The sequence below is a fragment of the Qipengyuania polymorpha genome (genome assembly GCF_019711435.1).
Classification (GTDB): domain Bacteria; phylum Pseudomonadota; class Alphaproteobacteria; order Sphingomonadales; family Sphingomonadaceae; genus Qipengyuania; species Qipengyuania polymorpha.
This window is the reverse complement of the sequence record NZ_JAIGNK010000002.1, coordinates 430,797-451,037: the sequence shown is the minus strand read 5'-3', so window position 1 is coordinate 451,037 and position 20,241 is coordinate 430,797. Positions and strand designations below refer to the sequence as shown.

The 20,241-nt window shown below is 63.4% G+C and carries 20 protein-coding genes and 1 tRNA gene; 8 read left to right on the top strand and 13 right to left on the bottom strand.

Translation table 11 applies throughout. The features are described 5' to 3' along the window. Positions 1 to 42: 42 nt before the first annotated feature. The 5 genes from K3152_RS07515 to K3152_RS07495 all read right to left on the bottom strand — a co-directional run bounded on the left by K3152_RS07515 (position 43) and on the right by K3152_RS07495 (position 2,961). The gene (locus K3152_RS07515; protein ID WP_221573484.1) at positions 43 to 546 is read right to left on the bottom strand and encodes a DUF2721 domain-containing protein; all 504 of its coding nucleotides are present in this window, start codon (positions 544 to 546) and stop codon (positions 43 to 45) included. Further along, entirely contained in the window at positions 539 to 1,978 is a 1,440-nt protein-coding gene (gene der / locus K3152_RS07510; protein WP_221573483.1) for a ribosome biogenesis GTPase Der, read from the bottom strand. The genes K3152_RS07515 and der overlap by 8 nt, the downstream gene beginning before the upstream one ends. Positions 1,979 to 2,190: 212 nt before the next feature. Next, positions 2,191 to 2,487, bottom strand: coding sequence for a DUF3297 family protein (locus K3152_RS07505; protein ID WP_221573482.1), 297 nt, complete (start codon positions 2,485 to 2,487; stop codon positions 2,191 to 2,193). 39 nt (positions 2,488 to 2,526) lie between these two features. Then, entirely contained in the window at positions 2,527 to 2,700 is a 174-nt protein-coding gene (locus K3152_RS07500; RefSeq protein ID WP_221573481.1) for a hypothetical protein, read from the bottom strand. A 12-nt stretch (positions 2,701 to 2,712) separates the two neighbouring features. Then, a complete protein-coding gene (locus tag K3152_RS07495) occupies positions 2,713 to 2,961 on the bottom strand; it encodes a hypothetical protein (RefSeq protein WP_221573480.1) in 249 nt (82 codons plus the stop codon). 151 nt (positions 2,962 to 3,112) lie between these two features. Here K3152_RS07495 and K3152_RS07490 point away from each other — a divergent pair. Then, positions 3,113 to 3,197: transfer RNA gene (locus K3152_RS07490), tRNA-Leu, on the top strand. Positions 3,198 to 3,258: 61 nt separating this feature from the next. Next, a complete protein-coding gene (gene tig / locus K3152_RS07485; RefSeq protein WP_221573479.1) occupies positions 3,259 to 4,824 on the top strand; it encodes a trigger factor in 1,566 nt (521 codons plus the stop codon). Between the two features lie 68 nt (positions 4,825 to 4,892). On the opposite strand, the gene K3152_RS07480 is transcribed toward tig, so the two are convergent. Both K3152_RS07480 and K3152_RS07475 read right to left on the bottom strand, forming a co-directional pair. Next, positions 4,893 to 6,248, bottom strand: coding sequence for a cation:proton antiporter (locus K3152_RS07480; RefSeq protein ID WP_221573478.1), 1,356 nt, complete (start codon positions 6,246 to 6,248; stop codon positions 4,893 to 4,895). Between the two features lie 45 nt (positions 6,249 to 6,293). Next, the gene (locus K3152_RS07475; protein ID WP_345719776.1) at positions 6,294 to 8,378 is read right to left on the bottom strand and encodes a TonB-dependent receptor plug domain-containing protein; all 2,085 of its coding nucleotides are present in this window, start codon (positions 8,376 to 8,378) and stop codon (positions 6,294 to 6,296) included. Positions 8,379 to 8,750: 372 nt separating this feature from the next. Between K3152_RS07475 and K3152_RS07470 the strand changes: the two genes are divergently transcribed. The 6 genes from K3152_RS07470 (at position 8,751) to clpX (ending at position 15,545) form a co-directional block, all read left to right on the top strand. Then, complete coding sequence (locus tag K3152_RS07470) at positions 8,751 to 10,472, top strand: methyl-accepting chemotaxis protein (protein WP_221573477.1); 1,722 nt, start codon at positions 8,751 to 8,753, stop codon at positions 10,470 to 10,472. Positions 10,473 to 10,534: 62 nt separating this feature from the next. Further along, the gene (locus tag K3152_RS07465) at positions 10,535 to 11,683 is read left to right on the top strand and encodes a 3-oxoacyl-[acyl-carrier-protein] synthase III C-terminal domain-containing protein (protein ID WP_221573476.1); all 1,149 of its coding nucleotides are present in this window, start codon (positions 10,535 to 10,537) and stop codon (positions 11,681 to 11,683) included. Further along, on the top strand, positions 11,680 to 12,369 hold the full coding sequence (locus K3152_RS07460) for an iron-containing redox enzyme family protein (protein ID WP_221573475.1): 690 nt from the start codon (positions 11,680 to 11,682) through the stop codon (positions 12,367 to 12,369). Before K3152_RS07465 ends, K3152_RS07460 begins: the two co-directional genes overlap by 4 nt. Next, a complete protein-coding gene (locus K3152_RS07455) occupies positions 12,362 to 13,315 on the top strand; it encodes a DUF6999 family protein (protein ID WP_221573474.1) in 954 nt (317 codons plus the stop codon). Before K3152_RS07460 ends, K3152_RS07455 begins: the two co-directional genes overlap by 8 nt. A 64-nt stretch (positions 13,316 to 13,379) precedes the next feature. Beyond that, positions 13,380 to 14,093, top strand: coding sequence for an ATP-dependent Clp protease proteolytic subunit (locus K3152_RS07450; protein ID WP_221573473.1), 714 nt, complete (start codon positions 13,380 to 13,382; stop codon positions 14,091 to 14,093). Between the two features lie 195 nt (positions 14,094 to 14,288). Beyond that, positions 14,289 to 15,545 carry an ATP-dependent Clp protease ATP-binding subunit ClpX gene (clpX, locus tag K3152_RS07445; protein WP_221573472.1) on the top strand — a complete coding sequence of 419 codons (1,257 nt, stop codon included), beginning with the start codon at positions 14,289 to 14,291 and terminating at the stop codon, positions 15,543 to 15,545. Between the two features lie 174 nt (positions 15,546 to 15,719). Here the strand turns inward: clpX and K3152_RS07440 are convergent, their stop codons facing one another. The 6 genes from K3152_RS07440 to mtgA all read right to left on the bottom strand — a co-directional run bounded on the left by K3152_RS07440 (position 15,720) and on the right by mtgA (position 20,183). Then, a complete protein-coding gene (locus K3152_RS07440; protein WP_221573471.1) occupies positions 15,720 to 16,292 on the bottom strand; it encodes a fasciclin domain-containing protein in 573 nt (190 codons plus the stop codon). Between the two features lie 82 nt (positions 16,293 to 16,374). Then, entirely contained in the window at positions 16,375 to 17,085 is a 711-nt protein-coding gene (locus K3152_RS07435) for an anti-sigma factor (protein WP_221573470.1), read from the bottom strand. Continuing rightward, entirely contained in the window at positions 17,082 to 17,651 is a 570-nt protein-coding gene (locus K3152_RS07430; protein WP_221573469.1) for a sigma-70 family RNA polymerase sigma factor, read from the bottom strand. Before K3152_RS07430 ends, K3152_RS07435 begins: the two co-directional genes overlap by 4 nt. After that, the gene (locus tag K3152_RS07425; RefSeq protein WP_221573468.1) at positions 17,651 to 18,577 is read right to left on the bottom strand and encodes a cation diffusion facilitator family transporter; all 927 of its coding nucleotides are present in this window, start codon (positions 18,575 to 18,577) and stop codon (positions 17,651 to 17,653) included. The genes K3152_RS07430 and K3152_RS07425 overlap by 1 nt, the downstream gene beginning before the upstream one ends. Positions 18,578 to 18,724: 147 nt before the next feature. Then, positions 18,725 to 19,519 (bottom strand): glycoside hydrolase family 25 protein, encoded by a 795-nt coding sequence (locus tag K3152_RS07420; RefSeq protein WP_247713262.1) that lies wholly within the window; start codon positions 19,517 to 19,519, stop codon positions 18,725 to 18,727. Continuing rightward, positions 19,512 to 20,183, bottom strand: coding sequence for a monofunctional biosynthetic peptidoglycan transglycosylase (gene mtgA, locus K3152_RS07415; RefSeq protein ID WP_221573467.1), 672 nt, complete (start codon positions 20,181 to 20,183; stop codon positions 19,512 to 19,514). Before mtgA ends, K3152_RS07420 begins: the two co-directional genes overlap by 8 nt. Between the last annotated feature and the right edge of the window lie 58 nt (positions 20,184 to 20,241).

Sequence of the window (20,241 nt, the reverse complement as noted above, 5' to 3'; positions counted from 1 at the left end):
GGCCTCGCCGCAGGGGCGCCCTGTCCTGCTTCGGCCTCGAATTCAGGACGAGGTGACGTCGGGACCGTAGGTGCGCTCGTTCATCCGTTCGCGATTGCGCCGGGCTGCCACTCTCGTTTCGAGCAGGAAGGAAGCGAGGCCCGCCATCAGTAGGCCCATGGTCAGCATCCAGGTGAAGGCCACAAGGCTGCCAAGCGGAGCCTTCACGAAAGCGCTCACGAAGAGCAGCATGATGACGATGCTGATGGTAAAGGCGGCGGCCGTACTGAGCATCACCGCGCGCTGGGCGTGGAGGCGGCGCTTTTCCAGCGCGGGGATTTCGACCAGCAGCTCGTTGGCTTCCTCGTCGCGGCCCGCTTTCAGGATTTTCTCGATCTTGTTCGCGACCCAGATGAGGCGGTTGGTCATGACATTCATGACCGCACCGATGCCTGCGAGCAGGAAGGCCGGAGCCATCGAGAGCTGCACCACGTTCTGGACGCGGATGGACGAGCTCGTCCGTTCGAGCAGTTCGATGCCCGGTATCAGCAGCAGCGGCTCAATCACGGCCTTCGCCGCCACTGAACTTGCCGCCACCCCCGCGGTTCGAATCATAGGGGTTCTTGGGGCTCTTCAGCACCACGCGCACCGGCACCGCATCGAAGCCCAGCTTGGCGCGGATGCCGTTGACGAGATAGCGCTCGTAGCTCTTGGGCAAATCGTCGAGGCGCGTGCCGAACACCACGAAACGCGGCGGGCGGGTGCTCGCCTGCGTGATGTAGCGCAGCTTGATACGGCGGCCACCCGGCGCGGGCGGCGGGTTTGCTTCCAGCGCGTCGTCAAACCAGCGGTTCAATGCAGCGGTTGGCACGCGGCGGCTCCACGCTTCGCGCAGTTCGAAGGCGGCCGACAGCATGGTGTCGATGCCCTTGCCGGTCTTGGCCGACACGGCGAACAGCGGCACGCCGCGTACTTGGCTGAGGCCCTCGTTCAGCGCCTCGCGAATGCCGTTGAAGAGGTAGGAGGCGTTCTCGGCGATGTCCCACTTGTTGATGGCGACCATCAGCGCGCGGCCTTCTTCGAGCACCTGGCTGGCAATCTTGAGGTCCTGGTGTTCCAGCCCCTTAGTCGCATCGAGCAGCAGCACGACGACTTCGGCGAAATCGACCGCGCGCTTGGCATCGGCAACCGACAGCTTTTCCAGCTTCTCGGTGACCTTGGCGCGCTTGCGCATACCGGCGGTGTCGATGAGCCGGATTTCGCGCTGGAGGTTCGCCTTGGGGTCGAACCACTCCCAATCGACCGCGATCGAATCGCGCGTGATGCCTGCCTCGGGACCGGTCAGCAGGCGGTCTTCGCCCAGCATCCGGTTGATGAGCGTGGACTTGCCCGCATTGGGCCGCCCAACGATGGCGAGCTTCAGCGGCGCGTTCAGGTCTTCCTCGTCCAGCTCGGCCTCGAACTCTGCAGCTGCTGCAGCCGCTTCCGATTTTGCGCCGATGATGGGCCACAGGCCGCTGAAGAGGTCCGCAATGCCTTCGCCATGTTCGGCGGAAATGCCCATCGGCTCGCCGAGGCCGAGGCTGTAGCTTTCGAGGATGCCTGGCTCTGCGGCCTTGCCCTCGGCCTTGTTGCACACGAGCACGACCGGCACGTCCTGCCCGCGCAGCCAGCGGCCGATTTCCTCGTCGAGCGGGGTCAGGCCGGCGCGCGCATCGACCACGAACAGCGCCGCGTCCGCGCCTTCGAGGCTGACTTCGGTCTGCTTGCGCATGCGCCCGGGGAGGCTGTCGGGGTCTTCGTCTTCCCAGCCCGCCGTATCGACGATGGTGAATTCAAGCCCTGCGATTTCCGCATCGCCCATGCGGCGGTCACGCGTCACGCCCGGCTGGTCATCGACCAGCGCGAGCTTCTTGCCGACGAGCCGGTTGAACAGCGTCGATTTGCCGACATTGGGCCGGCCGATGATGATGACGGTTGGTTTTTCGATTGCTGTCATGATGTTGCTCGGCGCCGAGTTGGGCGATGGGGCGCGCTTTGGCAAGGGCGCTGGGGTGTTCCTACAGGATGGAACACATGGAACAGGGTAGGGGCAAGAAAAACGCCGCCGCGCAAAATAGCTGCGCAGGCGGCGGTTTCGTGCGGGTTCTGAAGGCAGGCGAAGTTCATTCTATGCCTCCTGCCATCCCGCTGCCCGTGTAGGAACGCGTATCAGCCGGCCTTGGCGACCGGCGGGTCGTCGCCGAGGTCTTCGAACCATGCCTCGACCGGACCGTTGAGCTTCAATGTCAGCGGGTTGCCGTGGCGGTCGACGGTCTTGCCGGCCTGTACGCGCACCCAGCCTTCGGAAATATTGTATTCCTCGATGTCGGTCCGCACGCGGTCCTTGAACTTGATGCCGACGCCGCGCTGCAGCACGTCCACGTCGAAATGTTCGCTCTTCGGATTGACCGAAAGCTGCATCGGGGGCGTCTGGGGCTTGTCGTCTGTCTTGGTGTCGTCAGTCATGGCGCGCGCCTGTACTGCGGACTGCGGATTGCGGCAAGCTCATTCGGGCAGCACGGGTGTCTCCTCGGGGCCCGGCGAGGGATCGTCGTAATCGGGCTGCGGAGGCTCGAAGCCCGGCGGGTCCTCGTATGGCGTCTCGTCGGGTGGGCTGCCGGGCGGCATCTCGGGCGGGGCACCGGGCTGGATGGTGTCGGGATCGGGTTGGGTTGCCATGTCCTGTTCTCCTTAGTCGGGCGGAAGCATTGTAGCAGCATCGGCGGCCATTTCGCCTTCGCCGTCCTTGCCGCCTTCCATGGCCGGGCGCATGGCCTGTTCAGCCTCGATGTCGATTTCGTCCGGCTCGGTCCTGTCGGCAAGCACGTCGCCTTCGGATTCGCCGTCCGCTGCCATTTCGGCTGCGGTCTTCGGATCGACATCGGGATCGATAACGGGCGGCGTCGCGGGAGGTACCTTGGGGGTTTCGTAGTCGCTCATGCGGCGGGTCCTTTCGCCAATAGAACGCTTCGGCGCGAAACCCTGTTCCTCGGAGCTTCGCCGCGCTTGCCCTTTTGGTCGCATCCTTCTAGAGGCACGCGCCTATATGCGCGGCGGGGTCCCGTTGGCGCAGCCAAAGCTTTTGCGGTTTGCGGGCGTGGCGGAATTGGTAGACGCGCTGGTTTTAGGTACCAGTATCGAAAGATGTGGGGGTTCGAGTCCCTTCGCCCGCACCATTTCCGCTCCTGTCGCAGGCCATTCGCACAGACAGACAGTAAACCGACGAGTCCTACACCCATGCAAATCAAAGAAACCGCCAACGACGGCCTCAAGCGCGCTTACGCCATCACCATTCCGGCCAAGGAAATCGATGGTCGTATCGATTCGGAGATCAAGAAGATCGCCCCGCAGGTGAAGATGCCCGGCTTCCGCCCCGGCAAGGTCCCTGCCAACCTCGTGCGCAAGATGCATGGCGAGCAGCTTCACGCTGAAGCGCTCAACTCGATGATTCGCGAATCGGTCGACAAGACCATGGCCGACAACAAGCTGAAGCCTGCGATGCAGCCGAAGGTCGAACTGGGCGAAGGCTACGAGCAGGGCAAGGACGCCGAAGTCACCATGGAACTCGAAGTGCTGCCCGAAATCGAGGCACCTTCGACCGATGGCCTCGCCATCGAGCGCCTGACCGTTCCCGTGTCCGACGAGGAAGTCATGGACGCAGTCGGCAAGCTTGCTGAAAACAACAAGAGCTACAAGGACGCCGCCAAGACCAAGAAGGCTGCCGATGGCGACCAGCTGATCATCGATTTCGTGGGCCGCGTCGACGGCGAGGAATTCGAAGGCGGCAAGGCCGAAGACGCTGCGCTGGTGCTGGGCTCGGGCATGTTCATTCCCGGCTTCGAAGACCAGCTGGTCGGCGTGAAGACCGGCGACGAGAAGACCATCGAAGTCACCTTCCCGGAAGATTACCAGGCGACGCATCTCGCCGGTAAGAAGGCCGAGTTCGACGTCACCGTGAAGCAGGTGAAGGTCGAAGGCGAGACCAAGCTCGACGACGATTTCGCCAAGAACTTCGGTCTCGACGGCATCGACAAGCTCAAGGAACTGCTGCGCGGCCAGCTCGAGCAGGAAACTGCCGGTCTCACCCGCACGCAGATGAAGCGCTCGCTGCTCGACCAGCTGGCTGCCGGCCACGACTTCGCCGTGCCTGAGGGCATGGTCGATGCGGAATTCGACCAGATCTGGACCCAGCTCCAGCAGGAAGCGGCTCGTTCGGAAAACCCCGAAGAAATGCTGAAGGAAATGGACGCGGAGAAGGACGATTACCGCGGTATCGCCGAACGCCGCGTGCGCCTCGGCCTGCTGCTGTCGGAAATCGGCCAGGCGAACAACGTGCAGGTCACCTCGCAGGAAATGAGCATGCTCATCCAGCAGGCCGCCCAGCAGTATCGCCCCGAAGACCGTGAACGTTTCATCCAGTACGTCCAGCAGGAGCCGATGGCCGCCGCACAGCTGCGCGCCCCGCTCTATGAAGACAAGGTCGTCGACTTCCTCTTCGACAAGGCAGAAATCACCGACCGCGAAGTGACGCGCGAAGAACTGGAAGCCGCTATCGAAGCCGAGGAAGGCGAAGAAGCCAAGAAGCCGGCCAAGAAGAAGGCCGCGCCGAAGAAGAAGGCTGCTGCCAAGAAGTCCGACGAGAAGAAGGACGACAAGAAGCCTGCTGCCAAGAAGGCACCGGCCAAGAAGGCACCGGCCAAGAAGGCTGCTGCCAAGAAGGATGAAGGCGAGAAGAAGCCTGCCGCCAAGAAGGCCCCTGCCAAGAAGGCAGCGCCCAAGAAGGCTGCAGCGAAGAAGAAGTAAGCTTCTCCTTCAGCTGAACGAACACGAGGGCGGCGGGAGAAATCCTGCCGCCCTTTTGTTTCGCCCGGTCAGGGCTTGTCGGGGGCGGGGACGGCGATGCTGCCGGGGCTGTGGCTTTCGAGACCCTCATCCTCGCCGTCATGGATATGCCAGGAGCGCTCCTCCACCAGGCGGATGAAGGGACCGGCCACGATGCCATGCACCACGATCGAGACGAGGATGGTGAAGCTGGCAATCGCCCAGAGCTGGTCGAAATGGAAGAAATTGCCATGGTTCTGCCCGTAGGCGAGGTAGTAGATAGACCCCATGCCGCGCACGCCGAGGAAGGCGACCGCCAGTTTCCCGGGCAGCGGCAGCCCGCAGAAGCTTTCGGACAACAGGCCCGATAACGGGCGGATGATGAAAATGAGCGCCAGCCCGATGGCGGCGCCCTCCCATGTCAGCGATGCCAGCACGCCGCTCGCCAGCATGGCGCCGAAACCGAACAGGACCAGCACCAGCACGATCTGCTCGATCTGGTCGATGAAGTGGTGGCTGAGCTTGTGATAGCGGCTGCGGTTCTCGCGCTGGCGGGCCGTGACCGCGCCGACGAACACCGCGAGGAAGCCGTAGCCCTCGGCCAGCTCGGCCAGCCCATAGGCGAGCAGCAGCGTGCCGAGCACGATGAGCCCCTCGCTGGTCGAGTATTTGGGCTGCTCGGCGGTGTCCTCCTGCTCGATGGCCTCCATCGGCGCATCGGCCTCGCGCTCGAACACGTACCACGCGCCTGCTCTGCCCACGGCCCAGCCCACTGCGCATCCGGCCGCAATCCGCCACACGAGGTCGAGCGCCGCCCACTCGATCGTCCACATGCCGAGCGAAGTCATGCCGACAGCGGCAATGGCGAGATAGGTGAAGGGAAAGGCCAGCCCGTCATTCAGCCCCGCCTCGACGGTCAGTGAAAAGCGCACGTCGTGGCGCTTGTTCTCGCCCGGCGGTCCGACCTGCACACTGCGCGCCAGCACCGGGTCGGTCGGAGCGAGGGCCGCGCCAAGCAGCAGCGCGCTGGCGGGAGCAAGGCCCACCACCCACCAGCCCATCAACGCGACGGCTGCGATCGTGAGCGGCATGGCAATGACCAGCAGCGGCCAAATCTGGCGCCAGTTCTTCCAGCTCACCGGCCGGTCGATGGCGATACCTGCCGCCATCAGCGAGGCGATGACGATGAACTCGGTGATATACTCCAGCGCCACCGCATCGAAACTGTCGAGCGTGGGATTGATATGCGGCAGGCCCAGCGGCAGCGAGAACAGCGCAAAACCTGCGCCCACGTAGAGGATCGGTAGCGAGAGCCAGAATTTCGCGAGGAAACGTTCCAGCGTGACCGCCAGCGTCAGGCCGAGCCCGAAGATGACGAACATCAATATGCGCGGGTCGAGTTCCATGTCCCCGCACCCTGACAGGGCGGGGGGACAATGCAAGCACGCAGGTTAGAAGTCCCCGCTGACCGAGAAGCGGAAGATGGGGCCGATACGCCGGTCCACCGCTTCGCGAAAGGCGACGTCGTCCGACGGACGGGAGGTCTCGTAGACGGTCCGGTAGAACTTGTTGCGCGCGCCGAGCAGGTTGCCGGCCCGTGCCTGCACGGTCAGGCCGAACACGTCCTTGTGCTCTACGAACAGGCTTACGAAACTGGGGCCTTCCCATTCGCGCCCCTCTTCATAGCGGCGGAAGTAGCCGACATTGTTGTTGCTGTAGAGCGAGGCCCCCCAGGCAAGGTCGGTTGCGGGAATGTCGTGCCGGAAATCGAGGTCGATGAAGTCGTATTGTGCGCCCGAAATGGCGCGGCTCTCGCCGGTGAAGGGGTCGGTCGTGTCCATCCATCGCTTGGCGGTGCGCAGATCGAGACGGGCTCCGGAAATTCCAAGGGGGTCGAGATTGAGCGTCCCGGTCAATTGCAGCTTGGTGCGCTCTGCATCCCCCACATTGCCGCGCGCTTCCCCGCCATCGTCGAGCGGGAACCAGTCGATCCAGTCCTCGAACCAGTCGTGTTCGAGTTCCAGGGTGAGCGATCCCCACGGGCCGAGCGTCTTGTTCGCTTCGACCTCGAAGCCCCAGCTCTGGAAGGGCACCAGTTCGTTGTTGCCGCCGTTCTCGTTGTCATTGTCGAGCGAGACGCTGGCCAGGAAATCGCCGAAGGACAGCTGGCTCACGCTGCGTTCCACGGTCAGCGAGATGTCGAAGTCGTCGGCTGGCTTCCATGTCGTCGCCAGCGAGCCCTTGGGACGCTGGAAAGAGCGTGAATTGGCAGCAGAGCCGGTCTGTTCGATGCGCGAGAACTCCATTGCGCCAATGGCCTGCATCGAAAGTGTCGGGGACAATTGTTTCGAAAACGATAGACTGCCCTCGTAGCGGTCCTCGGTGACACCGCCCGTGCCCGCGGGAAAGTCCAATTCGACGTACTCTCCGGTATCTTCGAGGACGAAGAGCGATGATGTCCTGTCCAATCGGTTGAAGGCGGCTTCGCCCGAAACCTGCCAGTCGGCCGAAAGCATGTTCCAGCCGTATTCGAGGCGGCCGATGCGCTCTCCGATCCCGTTCGTCTGGTTGAAGCGCGATCCTGCGGCGGGCGTGTCGTCGGCGTAGGTGTCGACGAGGAAACTGGAGAAATTGTCGCGCTCGAACCGTTCGAGCCCGATGAGCTTCAGCTTGCCCGGGCCGAGCGGGAATTCGATGTCCGCGCCGATTTCATATTCGGGCCCGTTCTCCCTGCGCCCGTTATCCTGGAGCCGGTCGGGGCCGCCGGGCGAGGTCGCATCTTCGGTCCCGTCGACGAAGAAGAAGTCTTCGCCATAGCTGAGGGTGAGATTGCCGACTGTCTCGCTGCCGAAATCATAGGTGAAGGCGGTGGTGAGCTTGGGATTGTCGAAGCCGCCAGAGAATTGCGAGTATTGTTCCTCGATGAGTTCGCCGTCCGGGCCGGTGATGGTGATGGGGCCGTCGGCGCCGAACCGGTTGTTCTCGTTCGACAGCGAGATCGTGAAATCGAGAGCACCTTCGCTGCCGGTCAGAGAAATTTCCCCGCCGTAGAGCTGGGCTTCGGTATTGTGCGGCCGGAAACCGGTGTTCCACTGGAACTGCCCCGAAGGGCCGGTGCTCGTGTAGATGACATTGGCGACGAGCCCCGTGAGTCCCGGCACGTCGAGCGTGTTGCCATCGACCAGTTCGATGCGGACGACATCGCTTGCGGGAATGCGGCTCAGCTGGTCGCGTACCGAATCCGACTTGCTCGAAAACCGCTCTCCATTGACGAGCACGTTCTGGTCGGCCTGGCCCAATCCGCGTTGGCCGCCATCATTGCCGCCGGAAATGGTGAAGCCGGGGATCCGGCTGACCATGTCGAGCGCGTTGCGCGGGGCAAACTGGGCGAAGTACTGTGGCTCGTAGACCCGTGCGCGTTGCGTCGGGCCGCGCTCCGGACTGGCCATGGCTGCTTCCTCGCGCGCAGCCAGCGGGGCGGGCAGGCATAGCAGGCTGGCAAGGGTCAGCAGGCAGGAATTCCGAAGTCGCGACACTAGTTTCTCCTCAAGACCGGATGCGCCGTTTACAAATGTAGCCAATACACCCAAGGCGCTGTCGATGAATGACGAACCAAGCCCGACGAGCGCTCAGCGCATCCGATGAACGGCGAGTTGGGTGGCGGTTTGAAACGGGCAAACGGGCGCCGGATGGTTAACTGTTATATTACCTTCGCGATCTAGGAGGAGGGCAAGCGGACGAACGGAATGATTCGGCGTCCGCGCGTAAGCCGAAAAGACCAATCGGGGTCGCATGGGGTCGCAAGATGCTGTCGGGGGCAGGGCATTCGCCCGCCATCCGGCTGCGCGCCGACTTTCCTGCACAGTGCCGGACGGCATGGCCCGCATCGAAGTGCGAGTGAGAGTCCATTGTCCTATAGCGATAGTTACGAATTCGAGGCCACCGAGCATTCCATCGGCGGGGGCGGTAAGTCGATCGCGCGCCAGATGAACGGCCTGTTCGCCGCTTTCGCAATCGGCGTGGTGGTGCTGTGTGTTGTCGCCGCATTCGGCTTCAAGCGCGTCCAGTCGCATTCCGACGAACTCACCCAGATTACCGAGAGCGTGCTGCTGGTTTCCCGGACCGGAGCCGATGTGCATGCCTCGCAGGAAAGCCTCGGCAACTTCCTCGACGAGGGCAACCGGGCGCAGGACCTCGACACCGCCATCGAGCTGGTCGAGCGCGCGACCGAGCAGAACGAGGCGCTGTCCGAACTGGTCGGAGACGCAGACCCTGCCGCGCAGGAGGACATCGCGCAAATTCGCGAAGAACTTGTCGGGCTCAAGGCCGCGCTATCCGCGCTCTACACCACGGCACCCGAAGATATCTACGCCGGCGTCATCCCGGCCTTCAAGCATGGCTATGCGGTTGGCCAGATTTCCAATTCGCTGCGCAATCGTTCGGAAGTGAGCCTTTACCGCGTCCAGCGCGCGCAGGGCGAGGAAATCGAGACCTTCATCGCGGTGATGGTCTTGCTCGGCCTCGCCTCGCTGGTGACCGTGTTCCTTGGTCGCAAGCTGATGGCGCGCCGCGTTGTCGCCCCCATCCGCAACATTGGCGAAACCAGCACGCTGCTCGCCGAAGGCGCGAGCGACCTCGAAATTCCCGAAATTCACCGTCAGGACGAAATCGGCGAGATGGCCCGCGCGCTGGAAAGCCTGCGCGTCATCCAGGAAGCCGCACGTCAGGCCGCCAACGACCAGCTCGAATCGCAGGTCGCCTCGTCGGAAGAGCGCGACCGCAAGGTCGCCGCCATCCAGAACCTCGCCGATGCGTTCGAACAGATGGTCAGCGGTGTCGCGCATGATGTCGCCGCCGCCAGCGGCCAGCTCAAGGATGCGGCGCGGACCATGTCGGACAATGCCGAAATGTCCTCGCAGCGCGTCGTCAACGCCTCGCGCCTGCTGGCCGAGACGAGCGAAGGCGTAACCGGCGCGGCCGCTGCTTCGGACGAATTCGTCATGTCGATCGGCGAGATCAGCCGTCAGGCCGCCTCCAGTGCCGAGCGTGCAGGGCATGCCAACACTGCCGCGCAGGACGCCGACCGCACGATTTCCGACCTCGACCAGATGGCAACCCATGTCGGTCAGGTCGTCGAGATGATCGGCCAGATTGCCCAGCGCACCAATTTGCTCGCGCTCAATGCCAGCATCGAGGCTGCGCGTGGCGGCGAGGCGGGCCGCGGCTTCGCCGTGGTGGCGAGCGAGGTCAAGGAACTCGCCGCGCAGACCGCGCGCGCGACCGAGGAAGTCGAAGCGCAGATCAAGCTCATCCAGGGCTCGTCCTCGGCCAGCGCCGGCGCGCTCCGCAAGATTACCGAGGAAGTCGGCCAATTGGGCGTCACCTCGACCTCGATTGCCGCCGCCGTCGACCAGCAGGCGGTCGCGGGTCAGGAACTCGCCCGCAGCATCGATGCCGCCGCGCGCAACACCGAGGCCGTCAGCGGCGACATGGACGAGGTCAGCCGCATGGCGCTCGCAACGGGTGCTGCGGCCAGCCAGGTCCTCACCGGCTGCACTTCGCTCGAACAACAGGCCGAAGTCCTGCGTGCGCAGGTGGCCGAGTTCCTCGAACACGTCCGCGCTGCCTGATTTCATTGGGAAAAATGCTGCCCTGCCTTGCGCGCCGATGAACGAATACCGACATCGGGGCCATGGTATACATCACCGCATCGGGTCAGTTCCTTCCCGGAGACCCTGTCGATAATGCCCATATGGCCGACCATATCGGCCGCCTTTCGCCACAGGCGGAACGGCTCGGGCGGCTGGTCCTGCGCCAGAACCGGATTGCGACCCGCCACTATGCGATGAAGCCCGACGGAACGACCGACTGGACGATTGCGAAAATGCTCGGGCAGGCGGTTCGCTCGACGCTCGACGATGCCGAAATCGATGCGAAGCAGGTCGGCTATCTCGCCACTTCGACCACGCAGAACGACTTGATGGTGCCGGGCCTCGCCAGCCAGGTGCATGGTGAACTGGGACTGCCGCCGCTCGAACTTGCCAGCATGCAATCGGTCTGCGCCAGTTCGATGATGGCGCTCAAATCTGCCTACTTGCAGGTAAAATCGGGCGAGCACCGCGCGGCGCTGGTCGGCGGGGGCGAATTTGCCAGTCGCTATTTCCGGCCCGGTTTCTACGAGGGTACCGACAGCGTGCTCCAAGACGGGACGCTGCCGGGCGATGCGGGCTTCCTGCGCTGGACGCTGAGCGACGGCGCGGCTGCAGTGCTGCTCGAGGACCGCCCGGCCAGTCGCGGCCTGTCGCTGCGGGTGGACTGGGTCAGCCTGCGCAGTTTCGCCGACCGGTTCGAGCCATGCATGACCGCTGGCTCGGTGCGCGACAGGGAGGGCAGCCTCACCCCGTGGTCGCACCATGAAAACATTCGCGCCGCCGCGCAGGCGGGCGCTTTCCAGCTGCGGCAGGACGTCGATGCGCTTTACCGCATGCTCCCGGTGTGGCTCGGCGAGTTCATGAGGCTGGTCGACGAGGGGCTGATCGAGCCCGACGCGGTCGACTGGTTCGCCATCCATTACTCCGCCCATTCGTTGCGCGAGGAGATGATAAAACAAGCGACCAAGGCGGGCTGCATGATACCCGAGGAGCGCTGGTTCTCGAACCTCGCCACCAAGGGCAATGTCGGCGCGGCCTCGATTTTCCTCATCCTCGACGACCTGCTGAAAAGCGCGAAGCTGGAGGAAGGACAGACGGTGCTTTGCGCCGTGCCCGAAAGCGGGCAATGTGTGATGGCCTACGCGGGGATGACGGTTGTCGGCCCGCATGACGGGAGGGACGCGAAATGAACGCAGAAGCAGGACGGCCCGACGCGCCGCTAGCCAAGACCCATCGCCAGTTGGCGCAGGTCTGGATTGATTTCGAAAGCGCGCTGATGACCGTACCGCTGGTCTCGCGGCTCCATGCAGGCAAGTGGCGTATCGAGGATTACCGGGCGTTGCTGCGCAACCTCCGCCAGCAGGTCATCGAAGGCAGCCGCTGGATTGCGCGCGCGTCCTCCAGCCTCACACCCACGCATGAGGATTTGCGCAGCATGTTCCTGTCGCATGCGCAGGAAGAGCACCGCGATTTCCGCATGCTGGAGGATTGCTACGTCGCCGTCGGCGGCGCGCGCGAGGAAATCCAGAACGCGCCCAAGAACGTCGGTTCGGAAGCGCTGTCGGCCTTCATGTACCATGCCGCCTCCAAGCCCGACCCCGTGGGACTGCTCGGCGCGATGTTCATCATCGAGGGGCTGGGCAATCGCATCGCGGGGCCGTGGTCCGAGCTCATTCAGAAGCAGCTCGACCTACCCGACGAAGCGGTGAGCTTCTTCAAGTACCATGCGGTCAACGACAGCCACCATCTCGACGAATTCGACGAGGCGATGGAAATGGCGGTCACGTCCGAAGAAGTCGGCGCGGATATCGTTCGCCACGCGAAAATCGTCGCGCGGCTCTACCGTTTGCAGCTCGAAGAAATCGACAATGTCTGACGCCAAGGTCGCTAAGAGGCCGCATCCCGGGACCGCGCATGACGAGCCCATCGTCCATGCCTTCGGCGTCCACGATCCGGCAGACCCCGACCCATGGGCGGCGCTGGCAATGGACCGCTCGCTGCCCTTCGACCCCGCAGCTAAGGCCGCGCTGCTGCGCGACCAACGTTCGGCAAGCCGCCAGTTCCTGCTGCCCTTCGTGCGTCCGCTCGCGCGGCTGACGATCGTGCTGGCGCAGGTCTTCAAGGCGGTCTTCCCGCGCTTCCCGCATGCGCCGAAGTTCCTGCACTGGATGATTGCGACGGGGATGAAGCGTTTCCTCACCCCCGATGCCAACTGGCTGATCCTGCGGCACTTTCACCTGGGCTCGCAAATCCTGCTCTTCATTGCCGACAATGTGACGCCGGGTTTCCGCCCCGTGCTCGAGCCGATGGACCCGAAGGATGTCGACGGCGTGCGCGACAACCTTTTCCTGAAGCACGACCTCAACATCTACAACTTCCTCATCCAGCTCAGTCACGAGATGGATAAGCGCGGGGTGAGCTTGAAAAAGGCCGAGAGCCTCGACTTCTCCGCCATCGATCCCGAGGCGGTGAAGATCGACGATATGCCGAAGGGGCGCTTCAACAAGATCGACCTCCAGACGGCGATCGAGATGTACACGCCGGCCTATGCCTTCTGGCTGACCGACCGCGATTTCTGGCGCGCCGCCAATTCGCTCCAGCTCGACGAGACCATCGGCCTCTATTGTGCGCGGCTTACGGGGGAGGAACAGCACCTCGCCATGGTCACCAACGCCCACCCGCTGGTTCCCGAAAGCACGCTGAAGGCCGGTTTCCGCCTCATGCTTCACGGCCTTTCGACCGAGGTGCTCCACGGTTTCCTCGTCGAGCTGAAACAGCGCCAGGCGGCCGAGCGGGGAAAAACCGCGCCTGCGCAGGGTTAACCCCCTTGAACATCGCGCCCGCGATGGCGACATAGGCGCTCGATATTCAGACGGAAGGATTTTCATGATCGACCTCTTCGGCAGCGAAGCATACGGCACGCAGGGCCAGTTCACCCGCGATCCCCTCACCGGGGCGCTGGTGCCGACCGTGGTCGAACAGTCCAGCCGCGGCGAACGCGCCTTCGACATCTTCAGCCGCCTGCTGCGCGAACGTATCGTGTTCGTCACCGGCCAGATCGAAGACGGCATGGCGTCGCTGATTACCGCGCAGCTGCTGTTCCTCGAAAGCGAAAATCCCTCCAAGCCGATCAGCATGTACATCAATTCGCCGGGCGGCGTGGTGACGGCCGGCCTGCAGATTTTCGACACCATGCAGTACATCAAGCCGCGTGTTTCGACCGTGGTCATGGGCCAGGCCGCCAGCATGGGCAGCTTCCTGCTTGCCGCTGGCGAACCCGGCATGCGTATCGCGCTGCCCAACGCCCGCGTGATGATCCACCAGCCTTCGGGCGGCGCGCGCGGCATGGCTTCGGATATCGAAATCCAGGCCCGCGAAATCCTGCGCATCCGCAAGCGCATGAACGACCTTTATGTGAAGTTCACCGGCCGCAGCCTGGAAGAAATCGAAAAGGCGATGGACCGCGACACCTTCCTCGAAGCCGACGAAGCAATGAAGTTCGGCCTCGTCGACAAGGTCTTCGAAACGCGTCCCGATACCGAGGGTGACGACGAGCCCATCAAGGACGAGGACAAGGGCTCGGGCGGCGCGCCCGAGTAAGCTTTACTCTACAGTAACCCTCGCAGATTTTGTCCCCGAGGGGGACTGTTGCATTATTGTCCTAGGAAAACCGCAACCTCGCGCCTTCAGCTTATGGCAAGGGGTTGGTGGTAGGTGACATATTGACCGAATCCCCCACCGGCCTAGAGTCGGCGAATCCCTGTATTGTAGGGCTAGGCGGGGGCAGAGCAGGAAATGACGAAGTTGACCGGAACCGATAGCAAATCCACGCTGTACTGCAGCTTCTGCGGCAAGTCGCAGCACGAAGTCCGCAAGCTGATTGCGGGCCCGACCGTGTTCATCTGCGATGAATGCGTCGAACTGTGCAACGACATCATCCGCGAAGAAACCAAGGCCGGCATCTCGGGCAAGAAGGACGGCGACGTCCCCACCCCGAAGGAAATCTTCGAAACGCTCAACGACTATGTCATCGGCCAAGACCGCGCCAAGCGCGTTCTCTCGGTCGCCGTGCACAACCACTACAAGCGCCTGAAGCATGGCGGCAAGGCCGGCGATGTCGAGCTGGCCAAGTCGAACATCCTGCTCGTTGGCCCGACCGGCTGCGGCAAGACGCTGCTGGCGCAGACGCTGGCGCGCACCTTCGACGTCCCCTTCACCATGGCCGACGCGACCACGCTGACCGAAGCCGGTTACGTGGGCGAGGACGTGGAGAATATCATCCTCAAGCTGCTGCAGGCCTCCGACTACAATGTGGAGAAGGCACAGCACGGCATCGTCTACATCGACGAAATCGACAAGATCACCCGCAAGGCCGAAAACCCCTCCATCACCCGCGACGTGTCGGGCGAAGGCGTGCAGCAGGCGCTGCTCAAGCTGATGGAAGGCACCACCGCCTCGGTTCCGCCGCAGGGTGGCCGCAAGCATCCGCAGCAGGAATTCCTGCAGGTCGACACGACGAACATCCTGTTCATCTGTGGCGGCGCGTTTGCGGGTCTTGAAAAAATCATCGCCGACCGCCTGCAGAAGCGTTCGATCGGTTTCGGCGCGCATGTCGCCGACCCCGACAAGCGCCGCATCGGCGAGCTGCTTGAAAAGGGCGAGCCGGAAGATCTGCTGAAGTTCGGCCTGATCCCCGAATTCGTCGGCCGCCTGCCGGTCATCGCGACGCTCCGCGACCTCGACACCGATGCGCTCATCACCATCCTGACCGAGCCGAAGAACGCGCTGTGCAAGCAGTATGCGAAGCTGTTCGAGCTCGAGAATGTCGAGCTGACCTTCAAGCAGGACGCGCTGCAGAAGATCGCCGAGAAGGCCATCGCCCGCAAGACCGGCGCCCGCGGCCTGCGCTCGATCGTCGAGGGCATCCTGCTCGACACGATGTTCGACCTGCCCGACATGGACGGCGTGACCGAAATCGTCATCGATGCCGATGTGGTCGAGGGCAAGAAGGAACCCATCCAGGTCCACGGTCCGAAGGAAGAAGCGGCCTAAGCCGACCTTTTCCCAAGAATTTCAAGGCGCCGCGTAGTCTCGGGACTGCGCGGCGCTTTTGCGTTCGGGGTGCAAAAAAGCCCCGCCGGGCCGATGAGATGGCCGGGCGGGGCAGTGACGCCGCTCACCTTTAAGGGGGAGGTGACCCAAAGCGGCGTGATGGAACTGGTGGTGTCAGCCCGGCAGGAAAACACCGTCGGTTACATGGATGACGCCGTTGGTGGTCTTCACGTCGGCCATGGTGACCGTGCTGGTGCGGTTGGCGCCGTCGGTAATCACGATGTTGTTGTCGCCACTGAAGCTGGCGGTCAGTTCCTCGCCCGCGACCGTGTCGAAGGTGTAGGTGCCACCGTGCTTCTTGATGGCTGCCGACAGCGCCGCGGCCGGTACGCGGCCTGCGACGACATGATACTTCAGGATGTCCTGCAACTGGTGCTTGTTCTGCGGCTCGAGCAGCGTGCTCACCGTGCCGTCGGGCAGGGCAGCGAAAGCATCGTCGGTCGGCGCGAAGACGGTGAAGGGGCCGGGCGAGGACAACGTGTCCACGAGGTCTGCGGCCTGGACGGCGGCGACCAGCGTCTCGTGCACACCGGTGCCGATGGCGGTCTGGACGATATTGGCCGGCGCCTGCGCGGGCTTGGCCTTGTGGTTGTGCGCGGCGGCGGGGACGCTGGCGGCAAGCGTGACACCGCCCATCGCGAGGATGGATGCTGCGGCTGCGGCCTTGAGCTGGGTCGAAATGGTCATTGGTAACTCCTCTTTCCTCACAAGCCCCGTCCAACTTGTGCGAAGAGTTACGAAGCGCCCCGCGCGGCGGATGCACCCGGCTTCAAATTTTTTGCATGCGTCCTTCGGCGACCACCGGTCCGGCGTCGGCGTCGCGCGGTTTTCCGCCGAGCGGCTCGCGGGTCAGGACGAGGCCGGATCCGTCTGCCATTTCAGCTGCCACCGCCGGGGTGAGCTGGATGCGGCGCTCTTCGCCCGGTGCCACAACACCAAGCGAGAGCAGCGGCGTGTCCTCGCTTTGCGGGACCAGCCAAAGTTCGTGGTCGTGGACACCATCAGCGGTGAGGCCGCTGGCCGAGATAAGCAATTCCTCGCTCTCGGGCAGATAGGTGACGGCCAGGCGCAATTGCGTGTCGCCAATCGGTATCGACGCGGCGAGCGGGGCCTGGGGCGCCGGCGGATTGGTCTGTACCGGAATGGTGAACAGCAGGGCGAATGCCGCAACGGCAGCCGCCGCAGCCACTCCGGTTGCGAGTTGCCATTGGCGTATGCGGGTCTTGAGCGAGATGACGTCTGCTTCCCGGCCGGATCCTTCGAGCTCAGCACTGATACGCAGCCAGACTTCCTCGCGCGGCGTGGCTGGCGAAATCTCGTCGAGAAGCGGAGCAAGCCGCTCCTGCCACTGTGCCACTTCGGTAGCAAAGGCCGGGTCGGATGCCTCGCGGCCACGCGCGGCGAGCAGTTCCTCGCCTTCGAGCAGGCCGAGCGCATATTCGGCAGCCAGCATTTCCTCGGGGGCAGGTTCGTCGCTCATTCGCCCCTCTCCATACACGCTTTGAGTTTCTGCAAGCCGCGCCGCACCCAGCTTTTCATCGTGCCGAGCGGGACGCCGCCTTCCTCGGCAATCTGGGCATAGGTGCGGCCTTCGAAGAATGCCGTGCGGATGGCATCGCGGGGTTTCTCGTCCAGCGTTTCGAGGCAGGTGTGGACGCGCGCGTCGCGTTCCTCGTCGATGAGAAGGCTGTCGGCGAGTGGGGTCTTATCGGCCACCGGCGCCGCCTGTTCCTCGCCAACGCTGCCCGCGCGGACCTTGCCCACGCGCAGCCGGTCGATGGCGCGGTTGCGCGCGAAGGTGGCGAGCCAGCTGATCGGGCTGGCCCGCTCGGGGTCGTAGCGGTCTGCACGCCGCCAGAGGGTGATGTAGACGTCCTGCAAGGCGTCCTCGGCTTCCTTCTCGTCTTTCAAGATACGAAGGCAAATTCCGAAAAGTTTCGCCGAGGTTGCGCGATAAATATCTTCAAGCGCCTTGCGCTCCCCGCCAGCGAGGCGCGCCATGGCTGCCTTGAGGCGCTCACGTGCTTCTCGGCTGGCTGGCTGCATCAGCACCTACCCGTGCAATGGATGCGAGAGGTTTCGACCTGGATTGTCGCGTGGCCGATGCGGTGATGGTGTTCCAACTCCTCGCTCACCTCCCGGAGGAATTCGTCACCCGGATGTCCGGCAGGCATGACGAGATGCGCGGTGAGCGCCGTTTCGGTCGTCGACATGGGCCAGATGTGCAGTTCGTGGATTTCCTTCACCCCCTCGAGCCCTGCAAGGTAACCGCGAACCTTGCTTTCGGAAATACCCTTGGGGACGGCGAGCAGGCTCATTGCCACGCTGTCTTTCAGAAGGCCCCAAGTGCCCCACGCGATGACCAGCACGATGATCATGCTCACCACGGGGTCGATCCACAATGCGCCGGTCATCAGGATGGCAAAACCGGCGAGGACCACCCCCACGCTGACCAGCGCATCGGCGGCCATGTGAAGGAAGGCACCGCGCACGTTGATGTCGTTCTCGCGCCCGCGCATGAACATCAGCGCGGTGCCGGTGTTGATGGCGATGCCTATCCCGGCAACGATGACCATGGTCATACCTTGTACGGGTGCAGGTTCGGCCATGCGGTGGAAGGTCTCGAAGGCAATCGCGCCGATGGCCACCAGCAGCAGCCCCGCATTGGCGAGCGCGGCAAGGATGGTCGAGCTCTTGTAGCCATAGGTGAAACGTCCAGATGGCGGCTTCTTCGCTGCGACACTCGCGCCCCAGGCGAGGAGCAGGGCGAGGACGTCGGAGAGGTTGTGCCCGGCGTCGGCGATGAGGGCCATCGAACCCGAGAGCCAGCCGTAAACCGCCTCGACGATGACGAAGCCGGTGTTGAGCACGATGCCGATGAGGAAGGCGCGGCCGAAATCCTTGGGGGCGTGCGCATGCCCGTGGCCGTGGTCATGCCCGTCATCGTGGCTGTGGCTGTGTCCAATTCCCACTGGCGGCAATGCCCCTCTCTTCTCGCGTCCCTATGACGCGGATTAGGCGAAAGCAGGAGAGGCCTTCAAGAAAAATCCGCGAAAATTCAGTATGATACGGAATATCAGGACTGCAATGTTATATCATTCTCACAAGTAGGCAAGCGATTAGGGGCTTGATGAGGTGGCTTCGGGAACGGGTGTCGGCTGGATGGTGAGAGCCGTCTCTTGCATGACATTCCAGTCGACGCGGCCCTGCATCCCCTCAAGCTGGCGGAAGTTCGACACTTGCCAGAAGGTCCAGTCTCGGGCGCCGAACTCGGGTTCGAGGACGAGCGAACGTAGCCACAGCGGACGGTCGAAATTCTCGCTGATGGCATATTCCTCGTCGAATTCCTCGGTCAGGTAGAGCACGGCGGGTTTGCCGTAGTGTGCCTCTACCAGTCGCAGATAGTCGCCCAGTTCCGCCCGCACATCGTCGAGCTTCGGGCGCTCTGAGCAATTGCCCATATATTCGAGGTCCACCACCGGCGGGAGAGCCCGCTCGTCTCGCGGGACGGTCGCAATGAAGTTGGCTGCCTGCTCCGCGCCCGGCTTGCATAGCGTGAAGAAGTGATAGGCCCCGCGTGCGATGCCCGCCTCACCTGCCGCCTCCCAGTTCTCGGCGAAGCGCGGGTCGACGAAATCGCCCCCTTCGGTGGCCTTGATATAGGCGAAGTCGACACCCTGGTCCGGCAATAGCGACCAGTCGATGGCCCCCTGATGGTGCGAGATATCGATGCCCTGTGCCGGATAGTCATCGTCCGAAGGATGCCAGTTCTTTGCTTCCATGAAGGCATAGAAAGCAGCCAGCACCAGCGGCACGATGAACAGGCCGCAGCCCCATTTGTTTTTCGATTTCGGCTTGCGCAGGCGTTTGGGCGGCGGCGCATTGGGGTCACGCGGGACGTAGGCGCTACTCATAGACGCAGGCGTCGAGACCGTCGCGCCGGACCTGGCCGATCCGCGCGGCAATCGTATTGCCATGGCCGCGCAGCCAGCCGGTCGGGTTCTTGACCGAACGCTCCTTGGGAAGGGGAAGCGCGGCCGCCATGCGCGCGGCCTCCAGCGTGGTCAACGAATTGGCGGGCTTGCCGAAATAGCGCTGCGCCCCGGCCTCCGCCCCGTAAGTCCCGATGCCGGTCTCCGCGACGTTGAGATAGACTTCCATGATGCGCCGCTTGCCCCAGGCTTTCTCGATCAGGAATGTGAAATAGGCCTCCACCCCTTTGCGGAAATAGCCGCCACCCTGCCACAGGAAGACGTTCTTCGCGGTCTGCTGGCTGATGGTCGAACCGCCGCGGATGCGCCCTCCCTTGGCATTGCTCTTTATCGCGTCCTCGATGGCCTTGCGGTCGAAACCTTCGTGGCTGCAGAACTTGCCGTCCTCCGCCGCAATCACCGCGCGCACAAGGTTGCGGTCGATGTCGGACAGCGGCTCCCAGTCCTTTGTGATGCCGTAGCCGTCCATCACCATCGTCGCGGTGACAGGCACGGGAACGAATTTGAACAGGACGACCAACAGCAGACTGAGCGCGAACAGGCCCAGCGCCAGCTTGAGGAAGAACACGGAAATCCAGCGTATCATTGCGCCGTCCTTACGAAAAAGCGGCGCGAAAGGTCCATCCCTTCGCGCCGCTTCGATG

Coding starts and splice junctions, on each gene's coding strand:
- K3152_RS07420 (WP_247713262.1), bottom strand. CDS start 19,519: ATGAGTAGCGCCTACGTCCCGCGTGACCCCAATGCGCCGCCGCCCAAA.
- K3152_RS07430 (WP_221573469.1), bottom strand. CDS start 17,651: ATGCAGCCAGCCAGCCGAGAAGCACGTGAGCGCCTCAAGGCAGCCATG.
- K3152_RS07505 (WP_221573482.1), bottom strand. CDS start 2,487: ATGACTGACGACACCAAGACAGACGACAAGCCCCAGACGCCCCCGATG.
- K3152_RS07495 (WP_221573480.1), bottom strand. CDS start 2,961: ATGAGCGACTACGAAACCCCCAAGGTACCTCCCGCGACGCCGCCCGTT.
- K3152_RS07450 (WP_221573473.1), top strand. CDS start 13,380: ATGATCGACCTCTTCGGCAGCGAAGCATACGGCACGCAGGGCCAGTTC.
- mtgA (WP_221573467.1), bottom strand. CDS start 20,183: ATGATACGCTGGATTTCCGTGTTCTTCCTCAAGCTGGCGCTGGGCCTG.
- K3152_RS07465 (WP_221573476.1), top strand. CDS start 10,535: ATGGTATACATCACCGCATCGGGTCAGTTCCTTCCCGGAGACCCTGTC.
- K3152_RS07455 (WP_221573474.1), top strand. CDS start 12,362: ATGTCTGACGCCAAGGTCGCTAAGAGGCCGCATCCCGGGACCGCGCAT.
- tig (WP_221573479.1), top strand. CDS start 3,259: ATGCAAATCAAAGAAACCGCCAACGACGGCCTCAAGCGCGCTTACGCC.
- K3152_RS07460 (WP_221573475.1), top strand. CDS start 11,680: ATGAACGCAGAAGCAGGACGGCCCGACGCGCCGCTAGCCAAGACCCAT.
- K3152_RS07435 (WP_221573470.1), bottom strand. CDS start 17,085: ATGAGCGACGAACCTGCCCCCGAGGAAATGCTGGCTGCCGAATATGCG.
- der (WP_221573483.1), bottom strand. CDS start 1,978: ATGACAGCAATCGAAAAACCAACCGTCATCATCATCGGCCGGCCCAAT.
- K3152_RS07480 (WP_221573478.1), bottom strand. CDS start 6,248: ATGGAACTCGACCCGCGCATATTGATGTTCGTCATCTTCGGGCTCGGC.
- K3152_RS07440 (WP_221573471.1), bottom strand. CDS start 16,292: ATGACCATTTCGACCCAGCTCAAGGCCGCAGCCGCAGCATCCATCCTC.
- clpX (WP_221573472.1), top strand. CDS start 14,289: ATGACGAAGTTGACCGGAACCGATAGCAAATCCACGCTGTACTGCAGC.
- K3152_RS07500 (WP_221573481.1), bottom strand. CDS start 2,700: ATGGCAACCCAACCCGATCCCGACACCATCCAGCCCGGTGCCCCGCCC.